The sequence below is a fragment of the Streptomyces sp. FIT100 genome, from assembly GCF_024584805.1.
Lineage (GTDB): Bacteria > Actinomycetota > Actinomycetes > Streptomycetales > Streptomycetaceae > Streptomyces.
On record NZ_CP075715.1, the window covers coordinates 1553276 to 1566053 of the forward strand.

Consider the following 12778-nt stretch of genomic DNA (forward strand, 5'->3'; position numbering starts at 1 on the left):
AATCCCATCCATTCCCCTTGTTCGAGGAGTAAAAGAACCGTGACGGACATCGTCGACGAGCTGAAGTGGCGCGGGCTTTTCGCCCTGTCCACTGACGAGGACGCTTTGCGCAAGGCGCTCGCGGACGGTCCCGTCACGTTCTATTGCGGCTTCGACCCGACCGCGCCCAGCCTGCACGTGGGCCACCTCGTGCAGGCGCTCACCATGCGCCGGCTCCAGCAGGCGGGCCACCGCCCGCTGGCGCTGGTGGGCGGGGCGACCGGGCAGATCGGCGACCCGAAGCCGACCGCCGAGCGCACGCTGAACGATCCGGAGACCGTCGCGGCCTGGGTGGAGCGCGTGCGCGCCCAGATCGAGCCGTTCCTGTCCTTCGAGGGCGAGAACGCGGCGGTCATGGTCAACAACCTGGACTGGACGGCGGGGATGTCCGCCATCGAGTTCCTGCGGGACATCGGCAAGCACTTCCGCGTCAACAAGATGCTGACGAAGGACTCGGTCGCCCGCCGGCTGGAGTCCGACCAGGGGATCAGCTACACCGAGTTCAGCTACCAGCTGCTCCAGGGCATGGACTTCCTGGAGCTGTACCGGCGCTTCGGCTGCACCTTGCAGCAGGGCGGCAGCGACCAGTGGGGCAATCTGACGGCCGGTCTCGACCTGATCCACCGTCTGGAGCCGCACGCCACGGCGCACGCGCTGGCCACGCCGCTGATGACGAAGGCGGACGGCACGAAGTTCGGCAAGACGGAGGGCGGCGCCGTCTGGCTGGACCCGGAGATGACGACGCCGTACGCGTTCTACCAGTTCTGGCTGAACGTGGACGACCGCGATGTCTCGGGCTACATGAGGATCCTCAGCTTCAAGAGCCGTGAGGAACTGGAGGAGCTGGAGAAGCTCACCGAGGAGCGTCCGCAGGCGCGAGCCGCGCAGCGTGCACTCGCCGAGGAGCTGACGACGCTGGTGCACGGCGCCGACCAGTGCGCGGCGGTCATCGCCGCGTCGAAGGCGCTCTTCGGCCAGGGTGAGCTCGCCGAGCTGGACGGGGCGACACTGGCCGCGGCGCTCTCGGAGCTGCCGCACGCACGGGTGACCGAGCTCGGCCCCGTCGCCGATCTCTTCGCGGAGGTCGGTCTCGTGGCGAGCAAGTCGGCTGCCCGCCGCACGATCAAGGAGGGCGGTGCCTACGTGAACAACGCGAAGGTGACCGCCGAGGACGCCGTGGCCTCGCCCGGGGACCTGCTGCACGGCCGGTGGCTGGTGCTGCGCCGCGGCAAGAGGAACCTGGCCGCGGTCGAGGTCGCCGCGGGCTGACCCCGATAGGCCCGGACCGGGCACACGGCATACGCAACGGCGGCGGCCGGGCGGGGCATGATGCCCGCCCGGCCGCTGCCGTGTGTCGTGCTGCCGTGTGTGCGCCGTGCTGCCGTGTGGCGTGCTGCCGTGTGTGCGCCGTGCTGCCGTGTGGCGTGCTGCCGGCGTAAGTACGTCAGGCTCTCTGCTTCTTCTCGCCGCGTACGGCCATGTAGAGCATCTCGCCCAGGCCGACCACGATCAGGGCGGCGACGATCTGGAGGGCGTGCCGGCCCCAGTCGATGCCCCGGGTCTCCGCGATTCCGAGCGCTTCCGCGATCACGTTGCCGAGGATCGCGCCGATCATGCCGAAGATCGTGAGGAGCCACAGGGGGCTGTGCTGCTTGCCCGGCAGGATGGCCTTGGCCAGCAATCCCAGCACGAACCCGACGATGATCGCCCACAACCAGTGCATGTCTGCCTCCCGGTCTGCATCGACGTGAGCATTAGGGACAGTCTCGGTGCATCAGCCGTACGGCGCATGTCGGACGGGGCCGTACGCGGTACGGGGACGGGCGTTCGCCCTGGTGAGCGCGGACCCGGTCTCGTAAGCGGCGGAGCCGAGGCGTACGGTGGACACAGGTCCGGGCCGGGGAGAGCCCGGCGTGGCGCCCTGGCGGTGGACAGTGATGCGGAAGCGGAGTGAGGGCGAGGTCTTCCGGATCACCGGGGCCCGGCAGGGGCTCGCGGACGACGTCCGCGGCCGGCAGCGCCGCTATGTGATCTCGATGTCCGTGCGGACCGTGGCCGTGATCCTGGCCGCCGTGCTCTGGAACGTCGAACGGCATGTGGCGATCGTGGCGCTGGTGCTGGGCGCGCTGCTGCCGTACGTCGCCGTGGTCATCGCCAACGCCGGTCGGGAGAACGCCCCGTCGCTGCCGTCGACCTTCATCCCGCCGCCGGTGCGGCCGATGCTGGACCCGGGCGGATCCCCGGCGCAGGACGACGGTGAGGAACCGGAACGGGCGGGGTCCGCGAACCTCAGGAATAGCTCAGATCAATCGTGAAGTTCCGGTGCACCGCGAGGTGTTCCGCGTGACATACTTCCTGTGCGCTCCGCATCCCCCGTCGGAGCGACGGACCGACGCCGGGCAGCTCCCCCCGTGGCTGCTCGGCGTCGCTTTGTTCTGCTCGCGTCGGGGACAATGACCCGGTGAGTGACGAGACCCCGATCTGTTCCGCCAAGGGCTGCCGTACCGCCGCCGTCTGGGTGCTGGCCTGGAACAACCCGAAGCTGCACACGCCGGAGCGGCGCAAGACCTGGCTCGCGTGCGAGGAGCATCGCGAGCATCTCTCCCAGTTCCTCGGTGTGCGGGGTTTCCTCAAGGACGTCGTGACGCTCGACGCGTGGGAGCGCGAGCGGCGCGACTCAGCCGCCGATGGCTGACATGGGGCGCGTGGGCTGAAGGAAGGTCGGGTCGTCCAGCCCGGATCCGGCCTTCTTCCCCCACATCGCGAGCCGCCAGATCCGGGCGATCTCCTCGTCCGGGGCGCCGGAGCGCAGCGCGCCGCGCAGGTCCGTCTCCTCCTGGGCGAAGAGACAGGTGCGGACCTGTCCGTCGGCGGTGAGGCGGGTGCGGTCGCAGGCGGCGCAGAAGGGGCGGGTGACCGAGGCGATGACGCCGACCCGGTGGGGTCCGCCGTCCACGATCCAGCGCTCGGCGGGCGCGGAGCCCCTGGCCTCGTCGCCCTCGGGGGTGAGGGTGAAGCGCGTACGCAGCGACTGCAGGATGTCACCGGCGGTGATCATGCCCTCCCGCTTCCAGCCGTGCTGGGCGTCGAGCGGCATCTGCTCGATGAAACGCAGCTCGTACTCGTGCTCGACGGCCCAGGCGAGCAGCTCGGGGGCCTCGTCGTCGTTCAGCCCCGGCATCAGGACCGTGTTGACCTTGACGGGGGTCAGTCCGGCGTCGCGGGCGGCCTGGAGTCCCTCCAGCACATCGTGGTGGCGGTCGCGGCGGGTGAGGGTCTTGAAGACGTCGGGGCGCAGGGTGTCGAGGGAGACGTTGACCCGGTCGAGGCCGGCGGCCTCAAGGGCGGTGGCGGTGCGCTTCAGACCTATCCCGTTGGTGGTCAGGGACATCCTGGGGCGCGGCTCCAGGGCGGCGCAGCGCTCGACGATGCCGACGAGACCGGGCCGCAGGAGCGGCTCCCCGCCGGTGAAGCGGACCTCGGTGATCCCCAGGTCGGTGACGGCGATACGGATCAGCCGGACGATCTCGTCGTCGGTGAGCAGCGTGGACTTGGTCAGCCACTGCAGGCCCTCTTCGGGCATGCAGTAGGCACAGCGCAGATTGCACCGGTCCGTGAGCGAGACCCTCAGGTCAGTGGCCACACGGCCGTACGTGTCGATGAGCACTGCAGGCCCCCTCCCCGGTCTCCGGAAGTCGTACGGGAACTCGTGTATCGCGTGTATACAGTCGAGCCTACGCGACACCTGTGACATCGACAGGTGCCGAAACCACGACGTGCGACGCGGCCGCGTCGTAGGACTCTACGACGCGGCCGCGCACCTGCGGATGACGAAGTGCTCCTCAGTGGGCGCCGACGCCCGTGAGGGACTTGACCTCCAGCTCGGCGTACTTGCCCTTGTCCGGCTCCTCCTTGGACAGGAGGGAGCCGAGCCAGCCGAGCAGGAAGCCCAGCGGGATGGAGACGAGGCCCGGGTTCTCCAGCGGGAACCAGGCGAAGTCCGCGGACGGGAACATCGACGTGGGCTTGCCGGAGACGACCGGGGAGAAGAGGACGAGCACCACCGAGGAGACCAGGCCACCGTAGATCGACCAGAGGGCTCCCTGGGTGGTGAACCGCTTCCAGAAGAGGCTGTAGAGGATCGTCGGCAGATTGGCGGACGCGGCGACCGCGAAGGCGAGCGCGACCAGTCCCGCCACGTTCAGGTCGCGGGCCATCGCACCCAGCGCGATGGAGACGATGCCGATGAAGACGGTCGCCCAGCGCGCCGCGCGGACCTCTTCCTTCTCGGTCGCCTGCCCCTTGCGGATGACGTTGGCGTAGATGTCGTGCGCGAACGACGAGGACGAGGCGAGGGTGAGGCCGGCGACGACGGCGAGGATGGTGGCGAAGGCGACCGCGGAGATGACGGCCAGCAGGATCGCGCCGCCCGCCGAGTCCGCTCCGCCGATGTGCAGGGCGAGCAGCGGCGCCGCCGTGTTGCCGGCCTTGTTCGACGCGGTGATCTCCTCGGGTCCGACGAGCGCGGCCGCGCCGAAGCCGAGCGCGATCGTCATCAGGTAGAAGGCGCCGATGATGCCGATGGCCCAGATGACGGACTTACGGGCGGCCTTGGCGGTCGGCACCGTGTAGAAGCGGATGAGGATGTGCGGCAGTCCCGCCGTGCCGAGCACGAGCGCGATGCCGAGCGAGATGAAGTCCAGCTTGGAGGTGCCGGTGGCACCGTACTTGAGGCCGGGCTCCAGGAACGCCGCGCCCTTGCCGCTCTGTTCGGCGGCCGTGCCGAGCAGGTCGGAGATGTTGAAGTCGAACTTCAGCAGCACCAGGAAGGTGATGAGCAGGGTGCCCGCGATGAGCAGGACGGCCTTGACCATCTGCACCCAGGTGGTGCCCTTCATGCCGCCGATCGTGACGTAAAGGATCATCAGAATGCCGACGAGACCGACGATCGCGATCTTCCCGGCGTCGCTGGTGATGCCGAGCAGCAGTGAGACGAGCACACCCGCACCCGCCATCTGCGCAAGCAGATAGAAGATCGAGACGACGATGGTGGAGGTGCCGGCAGCCGTGCGGACCGGGCGCTGGCGCATGCGGTACGCCAGGACGTCGCCCATGGTGTAGCGGCCGGAGTTGCGCAGCGGCTCGGCGACGAGCAGCAGGGCGACCAGCCAGGCGACGAGGAACCCGATGGAGTACAGGAAGCCGTCGTACCCGAAGAGGGCGATGGCGCCGGCGATGCCGAGGAACGAAGCGGCGGACATGTAGTCGCCGGAGATGGCGAGGCCGTTCTGGAAGCCGGTGAACTGGCGGCCGCCCGCGTAGAAGTCGGCGGCGTCCTTGGTCTGCCGGCCGGCCCAGACGGTGATGAACAGCGTCGCGACGACGAAGGCGGCGAAGAGCGTGATGATCAGCGGCCGGTGCTCGCTGGTCGAGTTCGCCGCGCTCGACGCGGCGAGCTGGACGCTCTGGAGGGTGGTGATGCTGCTCATGCGTCGGCCTCCGTTGCCTCCGTGCGCTCCATACGGGACTTGATCGCTTCCGCCTTGGGGTCGAGCTTGTCGGCCGCGTGCCGCGCATAGAACCAGGCGATGAGGAAGGTCGTGGCGAACTGGGCGAGCCCGAAGACGAAGGCCACGTTGATGTTGCCGAAGAGCTTGGTGCCCATGAAGCCGCCGGCGTAGTTGGACAGCAGCACGTAGAGCAGGTACCAGGCGATGAAGGCGACGGTCAGGGGGAAGGCGAAGGAGCGGTACGAGCGGCGCAGTTCGCCGAATTCCGCACTCTCCTGCTCTTCGACGAACTCCTCCGTCGTGGGCTGGGCAGGGCTGGTGTCCCTACCGCCCTCGGGCGGCGGTGCATCGATAGCCACGGAATCTCCTCGCGACGCGGGTGCGGTGGACATGGATATGAACATGAACAACGGGGAAAAAGGGCGCAACTGGGGCAATAGGCGCCCCCGTACGGGGTCTGACGGTGCTTCTCCCCTGACAACGGCACGGAAGGCGCGGCGAAGCGGTTCACTTCCGGCCCTTTCTCGTCGGGGTTTTCCATCGGAAGTCGTTGATGTACCCCGATGATCGGGATAACTTCACTCGTCATGTACCCGCCCATTCGCACCGGGTGTCTGGGCGGCTTTCACGAGTGATGTGGAGAACCCATGGCTCATCCGCGATCCAGACGAACGCGTGCGATAGCCCTGCCCGCAGGTCTGGCGCTCACGGCCTCGCTCGGATTCCTGCCCGCGGGCGCGGCGTCGGCGCTCCCCGCCGACGACGCCGCCACTGCCGCGACGGCGACGGCGACGGCCGACGGGCCGAAGCTGTCGTACGTGGTCAACACGTACGGCGGTCACTACACCGCCGCGTCGGTGAAGCGGGCGATCGAGAAGGCCGGCGGCACGGTGGTGATCGCCTACGACCAGATAGGCGTCATCGTCGTCCACTCGCAGAACCCCGACTTCGCGGAGCAGATACGCAAGGTCAGGGGAGTCTCCTCGGCCGGCGCCACCCGCACCAACCCGATAGCCCCGCAGGCCGACACGGCCATCGACCTGGAGCAGCCGCTCGGTTCGGCCGAGGCGACCAGGGCCGCGGCGCAGGCGACGGACGAGCAGGACCCGTTCGAGCCCCTCCAGTGGGACCTGCCCGCCATCAAAGCGGACAAGGCCCACCAGAAGACGCTCGGCAGCAAGAAGGTCACCGTCGCGGTCATCGACACGGGTGTCGACGACACCCACCCCGATCTCGCGCCGAGCTTCGATGTCGCGGCCTCCGCCAACTGCGTCAGCGGCAAGCCGGACACCACGCCCGGCTCCTGGCGTCCCGCCGCGGGCGAGAGCGACCACGGCACCCATGTGGCGGGCACCATCGCCGCCGCGAAGAACGGTGTGGGCGTCACCGGTGTCGCGCCCGGCGTGAAGGTCTCCGGCATCAAGGTGGCCAACCCGGACGGCTTCTTCTACACCGAGTCGGTCGTCTGCGGCTTCATCTGGGCCGCCGAGCACGGTGTCGACGTCACCAACAACAGCTACTACACGGACCCGTGGCTGTTCGCGTGCAAGAACGACGCGGACCAGAAGGCCCTTCTGGAGTCGGTCACCCGGGCGACCCGGTACGCGGAGCGCAAGGGCGCGGTGAACGTCGCCGCGGCCGGCAACTCCCGGATGGACCTGGCGGCGGACGAGCTGACCGACACGACCAGCCCCAACGACACGACGCCGGTGACGCGCCAGATCAACCCGCGCGAGTGCCTCGACTACCCGACCATGCTGCCGGGTGTCGTCACGGTCTCCGCGACCGGTGCCAAGGGCCTGAAGTCGTCGTACTCGAACTACGGCCACGGCAACATCGACATCGCGGCCCCGGGCGGGGACTCGACGGCCTACCAGGCGCCGGACGCCCCGGCGACCAGCGGGCTGATCCTGTCCACGGTGATGAACGGCGGATACGGCTACAAGGCCGGTACGTCGATGGCCTCCCCGCACGTCGCGGGCGTCGCCGCGCTCATCAAGTCGGCGCACCCGCGCGCCTCGGCGGCCGAGGTCAAGGCGCTGCTGTACGCGCAGGCCGACGACACCGCGTGCGGTGCGCCGTACGACATCAACGGTGACGGCACGATCGACGCGGTCTGCGAGGGCGGCAAGAGCAACAACGGGTTCTACGGGACCGGTATGACGGACGCGCTGGACGCGGTGCGCCGCTAGGCCGCATCTGACGAATCCCGCCTGGCGCGCGACGCCCGGCACGCACCGGACGCCGCGCGCCCCGCCCCGCGGGCGGACGGCGCTGTTCGTCGGACACGGCCCAGGCGGGCCGCCGCTGAGCGAGCCGCCGCTCGGTGATGTGACGCCGGGTGGGGCCACGGAGGGCCCGGACGCGAGGGGATGCGTCCGGGCCCTTCGCGCGCGGTGCGATAGTGCCGGCATGACCACTTCTGCGACCGAGTTGCTGTGGGCGGCCCTCGACGGCGACTCCGGGCTGACCGGCCGAGTCTCGTACGGCGGCCCGTCGGGGCTGCTCGCGGCCCGGCTGCCCGTCATGGAACTGGCCAGGGCCACGGTCGCGGTGTGCGCCCTCGCGGCGGCCGAGTACGCGGCGGCGGCCGGCGGGTGCGGTCCGATCCCCGCGGTACGGGTCGACGACGGGGCCGTCGCGACCGCGTTCGTCAGCGAGCGCCGGCTGCTGGTGGACGGGCGGGCTCCGGTGGCGTTCGCCCCGCTGTCCCGGTTCTGGCGCACCTCCGACGGCTGGGTGCGCACCCACGCCAACTACCCGCACCACCGGGCCGCGTTGCTGGCCGCGCTGGGCACGGACGAGGCGGGGGTGGAGTCCGCGCTGGCGGAGCGCCGGGCGCTCGACGTCGAGGAGGCCGTGTACGCGGCCGGGGGCCTGGCGATCGCCCTGCGCACCCCCGAGGAGTGGGCGGCGCATCCGCAGGGCGCGGCGGTGGCGGATGGACCTCCGCTGACCCGGGAGCGGCTGGACGACGCGCCGCCTCGGCGGCGCGGCTCGGGCCCGCTGAGGGTCCTCGACCTGACCCGTGTCATCGCGGGGCCGGTCGCGACGCGCACGCTCGCACTGCTCGGCGCGGACGTGCTGCGCATCGACCCGCCCCGGCTGCCCGAACTCCCGGACCAGCACGCCGACACCGGCTTCGGCAAGCGGTCCGCCACGCTGGACCTGGACCACCCCGCGGACCGGCGGACGTTCGACGAACTCCTCGACCGGGCGGACGTCCTCGTCACCGGCTACCGCCCGGGCGCGCTGGACCGCTTCGGTCCGGCCACCCGGCCGGGGCTGGTGGTCGCGCGGCTCTCGGCATGGGGTGACGACGGGCCCTGGAGCGGACGGCGCGGCTTCGACAGCCTCGTCCAGGCGGCGACGGGGATCGCGCTGCTGGAGGGCTCCCCTGAGCGTCCCGGAGCGCTGCCCGCGCAGGCGCTCGACCACGGCACGGGGTATCTCCTCGCCGCGGCGGTGCTCCGCTCGCTGACCGAGCAGCGGTCCGACGGCGGCACGCGTCTGGTCCGGCCCGCCCTGGCCCGTACGGCCCGCTTCCTGACCCATGTCCTGCCACGGCCCGCGCCACCGGCCGCGGACGCGGTCCCGTACGCCCCCGGGCCCTGGCTCTCCGAGTCGGCCGGCCCTCTCGGCCGTCTGCGCCACGCCCGCTCTCCCGTGTCGTACGACGGCGGACCTGAGGACTGGGCCCGGCCGCCGGGGGTGTGGGGCGGGGACGCGGCGGCCTGGACATAGTCCGGGGCGGCCTACGGTTTGACCAGGACCTTCAGCGCCGTCCGGTTGTCCATCGCGCGGTAGCCGTCCGGGACGCCGTCCAGCCCGACCGTCACGTCGAAGACCGGCGACGGGTCGACCGTGCCGTCCAGGACGTCCGGCAGCAGCTCGGGGATGTACGCACGGACCGGCGCCACCCCGCCCCGCAGCGCGATGTTCCGGTCGAACATGACCCCGAGGTCGAGACCGGTGCCGCTGCCGTGCGGCACACCCACGTAGCCGATGGCGCCGCCGTCCCGGGTGATCCCGACGGCCGTCCGCATCGACTGCTCGGTGCCGACGGCCTCGATGACGGCGTGCGCGCCCTGCCCGCCGGTCAGGTCCCGCACCGCGGCCACGGCCTCCTCGCCGCGCACCGCGACGACGTCCGTGGCACCGAAGGTCCGCGCCAGATCCGTACGGACCTGGTGGCGGCCGAGCGCGATGATCCGCTCCGCGCCGAGCCGCTTCGCGGCGATCACCCCGCACAGGCCGACCGCGCCGTCGCCGACGACCGCGACGGTGGAGCCCTTGGTGACGCCCGCGCCGAGGGCGGCGTGGTGGCCGGTGCCGAGGACGTCGGAGAGCGCGAGGAGCGCGGTCAGCAGCCGGTCGTCGAAGGCCGCGTCGGCGGGGAGCTTGACGAGGGTGGCGTCGGCGAAGGGCACGCGCACGGCCTCGCCCTGGCCGCCGTCGGAGCCGGGCGAGCCCCAGAAACCGCCCTGCGGGCAGGAGGTCTGGAGCCCTTCCGCGCAGTACTCGCAGGCGCCGTCGGCCCAGACGAACGGCGCGACGACCAGGTCACCGGGCACGAAGCCGGTCACCCGCGCACCGGCCTCCACCACCGTGCCCAGGAACTCATGGCCGATCCGCTGCCCGGGCTGCCGCTGCGACTCGCCGCGGTACGCCCACAGGTCGCTGCCGCAGATACAGGCCCGCAGCACGCGCACGACGACGTCGGTCGGCTCCCGGACCGCCGGATCCGGCACCTCCTCCACGCGCATGTCGAACGGGCCGTGGATGGTGGTGGCACGCATGGCGGACGGGTCCTCGCTCCTCAGACGGCAGTACGCGACTCACGGTACGCCCGGCCCTCGGCGGCCGCGCGGCCCTGTGCGTCCAGGGCGCCCGTCGTCAGCAGGTACTGCGCCGCCACGTACGTGAGCATGATCCAGAAGTCCGGCAGGGCCGGCTGCCGCCACTCGGCGAGTCCGGTCGCGAGGAGCATGTCGGAGAGCAGGAACAACGCCCCGCCCGCGCCCGCCGTGCGCCCGAGCACGCTGGAGCGGTAGGCCACGGCCGTGAGCAGCAGCGAGTATCCGGCGACGGGGATCCGCAGCCCCGCGGGCAGATCGGCCCAGAGCAGCGCGAGCGACGCGGCGAGGACGGTGGCGTAGGCGATGCCGAGCGCCCGGCCCGGGCGCCGGCGGCCGAAGAGCACGAGATAGCAGACGTGCCCGGCGGCGAAGGCCCCCATCCCGGCGAGGAACGCCCAGTCGGCGCCCGTCATCAGGAGCACGTCCCCGGCCCAGCCGCAGAGCAGGGCCGCGATCAGCGGGCGGGGCGCGCCGCGTGTGACCGCGTACGCCGCGAGCAGGGGCATCAGCAGCGGCTTGGCGACCATATGCCCGGTACGCCAGCCGGCGAGCAGGGCGCCGAGGTCGAGGAGTACGGCGGCCGCGAACAGCACGAGGAGGAGCCGTGCGGGACCTCTTGCCGCGCTCATCCGGCCGGCTCCGCCGCGGGCTCCGCCGCCGTACCGCCCGCCGCGCCCTGTGCGGTCCCCGGCGGCTGCCACCCGGGCCCGCGGAACAGCCGCCCGGCCCGCTCGTGCCAGCCGCTCGCCGCGCGCAGGTCGCGGGCGATGGAGACGTACTCGTGCGTGGCGACGCGCAGCGGGTTGTACGTCGCGATGTTCTTGGTGAGCCCGTACACGGGCCGCTCGGTCTCGGCCGCGAACGACCGGAAGAGCCGGTCCCAGACGATGAGGATCCCGCCGTAGTTCCGGTCCAGGTAGCTGCCCTGCGAGGCGTGGTGGACCCGGTGGTGGGAGGGCGTGTTGAACAGGAACTCGACGGGCCGGGGCAGCTTGTCGATCCGCTCGGTGTGGATCCAGAACTGGTAGACGAGATTGACGGACGAGCAGAACGCGAGCGCGGCCGGGTGGACGCCGCAGGCGATGAGGGGCAGGTAGAACGGCCAGCTGGTGAACCCGGTCCACGGCTGCCGCAGCGCGGTGCTGAAGTTGAACTTCCGGCTGGAGTGGTGGACGACGTGGCAGGCCCACAGGATCCGGATGACGTGGTGGCCGCGGTGGGACCAGTAGTAGAAGAAGTCCTGCGCCAGCAGCATCAGCGGGACGGTCCACCACAGGACGGGGACCCGGAGCGGGGTGAGCTCGTACACGGCGGTGTAGACGGCGACGACCGGGATCTTCCACAGGACGTCGAAGAAGAGGCTGCCGAGTCCCATGGAGATGCTCGTGGCGGCGTCCTTCGCCTCGTAGCCGGCGGAGTCCTCGTCCGGATGGAGGCGGTAGCTCACCATCTCCAGGACGGTGAGCAGGATGAAGGCGGGTATGGACCACAGCACGACATCGGGCAGGTTGGGCGGCATGCGGGCACCGTAGAGGGGGGTGTGCTGACCGGGCTAGATGCCGGTACCGACAAGCCTGCGAGACAAAGTGTCAGCTGGTTTTGGTGACTTCCGCCAATGGCGGGATCCGAACGAGGGGCCCTAACGAGGGTCCCTACACCCCCGCCGCCCCCAGCAGCGACCCCGCCGCGTACGTCACGCCCATCGCCAGCGCTCCGCCGCCCACGTTGCGCACCATGGCCCGTCCCGCCGGTGCGGTGCCCAGCCGGGCGCTCCACCAGCCGGTGAAGGTCAGCGCGAGGAGCACCGACACCACCGTGACCCACAGCCGGGCCGAGGGGGGCGGCAGGACGATGGCGAGCAGGGGCAGCAGTGCGCCCGCGGTGAAGGCGAGGAAGCTCGCGCCCGCCGCCTGCCAGGGGTTCGTGAGCTCGTCCGGGTTGATGCCGAGCTCCACCCGGGCGTGGGCGCGCAGGGCGTCGCGTGCGGTGAGCTGGACCGCGGCCTCGCGGGCGACGTCGCGGGAGAGGCCGCGGTCGGCCAGCAGGTCGGTCAGCTCGTCGAGTTCGGCCTCCGGCTGTTCGCGCAGCTCGCGCTTCTCGACGGCCAGGGCCGCCTTCTCCGAGTCGCGCTGGGTGGAGACGGAGACGTACTCGCCGGCGGCCATGGACATGGAGCCGGCGAGCAGTCCGGCGAGGCCGGCGGTGAGCAGCGCCCCGCGGGCGCTGGTGGCGCCCGCGACGCCGACGACGATGCCGGCGGTGGAGACGATGCCGTCGTTGGCGCCGAGTACCGCGGCGCGCAGCCAGTTGAGGCGGATGCCCAGGGAGTCCCCGTGCGGCTCGTGGTGTGTCGGTGCGGTCACGCGGGGA

General features: G+C 71.2%; 13 protein-coding genes. 5 read left to right on the top strand and 8 right to left on the bottom strand.

Annotated features, from left to right (window positions below; genetic code table 11):
• Positions 1 to 39 precede the first annotated feature (39 nt).
• Positions 40 to 1308, top strand: a complete 1269-nt coding sequence (gene tyrS / locus KK483_RS06695) for a tyrosine--tRNA ligase (RefSeq protein WP_262004280.1) — start codon at positions 40 to 42, stop codon at positions 1306 to 1308.
• A gap of 175 nt (positions 1309 to 1483) precedes the next feature.
• On the opposite strand, the gene KK483_RS06700 is transcribed toward tyrS, so the two are convergent.
• Positions 1484 to 1762, bottom strand: coding sequence for a GlsB/YeaQ/YmgE family stress response membrane protein (locus KK483_RS06700; RefSeq protein WP_262004281.1), 279 nt, complete (start codon positions 1760 to 1762; stop codon positions 1484 to 1486).
• Between the two features lie 214 nt (positions 1763 to 1976).
• Between KK483_RS06700 and KK483_RS06705 the strand changes: the two genes are divergently transcribed.
• Together KK483_RS06705 and KK483_RS06710 are read left to right on the top strand one after the other, a co-directional pair.
• A complete protein-coding gene (locus KK483_RS06705) occupies positions 1977 to 2354 on the top strand; it encodes a DUF3099 domain-containing protein (RefSeq protein WP_262004282.1) in 378 nt (125 codons plus the stop codon).
• A 146-nt stretch (positions 2355 to 2500) separates the two neighbouring features.
• Positions 2501 to 2734: a hypothetical protein gene (locus KK483_RS06710; RefSeq protein ID WP_262004283.1), complete on the top strand. Its 234-nt coding sequence runs from the start codon at positions 2501 to 2503 to the stop codon at positions 2732 to 2734.
• Here the strand turns inward: KK483_RS06710 and moaA are convergent.
• From moaA to KK483_RS06725, 3 genes are all read right to left on the bottom strand, one after another.
• Positions 2717 to 3706 carry a GTP 3',8-cyclase MoaA gene (gene moaA / locus KK483_RS06715; RefSeq protein ID WP_262004284.1) on the bottom strand — a complete coding sequence of 330 codons (990 nt, stop codon included), beginning with the start codon at positions 3704 to 3706 and terminating at the stop codon, positions 2717 to 2719. The genes KK483_RS06710 and moaA overlap by 18 nt on opposite strands.
• Positions 3707 to 3881: 175 nt before the next feature.
• A complete protein-coding gene (locus tag KK483_RS06720) occupies positions 3882 to 5528 on the bottom strand; it encodes a cation acetate symporter (RefSeq protein WP_262004285.1) in 1647 nt (548 codons plus the stop codon).
• Positions 5525 to 5908 (bottom strand): DUF485 domain-containing protein, encoded by a 384-nt coding sequence (locus KK483_RS06725; protein ID WP_262004286.1) that lies wholly within the window; start codon positions 5906 to 5908, stop codon positions 5525 to 5527. The genes KK483_RS06720 and KK483_RS06725 overlap by 4 nt, the downstream gene beginning before the upstream one ends.
• A 288-nt stretch (positions 5909 to 6196) precedes the next feature.
• Between KK483_RS06725 and KK483_RS06730 the strand changes: the two genes are divergently transcribed.
• Positions 6197 to 7741, top strand: a complete 1545-nt coding sequence (locus tag KK483_RS06730; protein WP_262004287.1) for a S8 family serine peptidase — start codon at positions 6197 to 6199, stop codon at positions 7739 to 7741.
• A gap of 220 nt (positions 7742 to 7961) precedes the next feature.
• Positions 7962 to 9293 carry a CoA transferase gene (locus KK483_RS06735; protein ID WP_262004288.1) on the top strand — a complete coding sequence of 444 codons (1332 nt, stop codon included), beginning with the start codon at positions 7962 to 7964 and terminating at the stop codon, positions 9291 to 9293.
• A gap of 11 nt (positions 9294 to 9304) precedes the next feature.
• Here the strand turns inward: KK483_RS06735 and KK483_RS06740 are convergent, their stop codons facing one another.
• The 4 genes from KK483_RS06740 to KK483_RS06755 form a co-directional block, all read right to left on the bottom strand.
• On the bottom strand, positions 9305 to 10348 hold the full coding sequence (locus tag KK483_RS06740; protein ID WP_262004289.1) for a zinc-dependent alcohol dehydrogenase family protein: 1044 nt from the start codon (positions 10346 to 10348) through the stop codon (positions 9305 to 9307).
• A 20-nt stretch (positions 10349 to 10368) separates the two neighbouring features.
• Positions 10369 to 11037 (bottom strand): lysoplasmalogenase, encoded by a 669-nt coding sequence (locus KK483_RS06745; protein ID WP_262004290.1) that lies wholly within the window; start codon positions 11035 to 11037, stop codon positions 10369 to 10371.
• Positions 11034 to 11927: a sterol desaturase family protein gene (locus tag KK483_RS06750; protein WP_262004291.1), complete on the bottom strand. Its 894-nt coding sequence runs from the start codon at positions 11925 to 11927 to the stop codon at positions 11034 to 11036. The genes KK483_RS06745 and KK483_RS06750 overlap by 4 nt, the downstream gene beginning before the upstream one ends.
• Before the next feature lie 133 nt (positions 11928 to 12060).
• Positions 12061 to 12771 (bottom strand): VIT family protein, encoded by a 711-nt coding sequence (locus KK483_RS06755; protein WP_262004292.1) that lies wholly within the window; start codon positions 12769 to 12771, stop codon positions 12061 to 12063.
• Between the last annotated feature and the right edge of the window lie 7 nt (positions 12772 to 12778).

Coding starts and splice junctions, on each gene's coding strand:
- KK483_RS06730 (WP_262004287.1), top strand. CDS start 6,197: ATGGCTCATCCGCGATCCAGACGAACGCGTGCGATAGCCCTGCCCGCA.
- KK483_RS06750 (WP_262004291.1), bottom strand. CDS start 11,927: ATGCCGCCCAACCTGCCCGATGTCGTGCTGTGGTCCATACCCGCCTTC.
- KK483_RS06705 (WP_262004282.1), top strand. CDS start 1,977: ATGCGGAAGCGGAGTGAGGGCGAGGTCTTCCGGATCACCGGGGCCCGG.
- KK483_RS06700 (WP_262004281.1), bottom strand. CDS start 1,762: ATGCACTGGTTGTGGGCGATCATCGTCGGGTTCGTGCTGGGATTGCTG.
- KK483_RS06720 (WP_262004285.1), bottom strand. CDS start 5,528: ATGAGCAGCATCACCACCCTCCAGAGCGTCCAGCTCGCCGCGTCGAGC.
- KK483_RS06735 (WP_262004288.1), top strand. CDS start 7,962: ATGACCACTTCTGCGACCGAGTTGCTGTGGGCGGCCCTCGACGGCGAC.
- KK483_RS06740 (WP_262004289.1), bottom strand. CDS start 10,348: ATGCGTGCCACCACCATCCACGGCCCGTTCGACATGCGCGTGGAGGAG.
- KK483_RS06745 (WP_262004290.1), bottom strand. CDS start 11,037: ATGAGCGCGGCAAGAGGTCCCGCACGGCTCCTCCTCGTGCTGTTCGCG.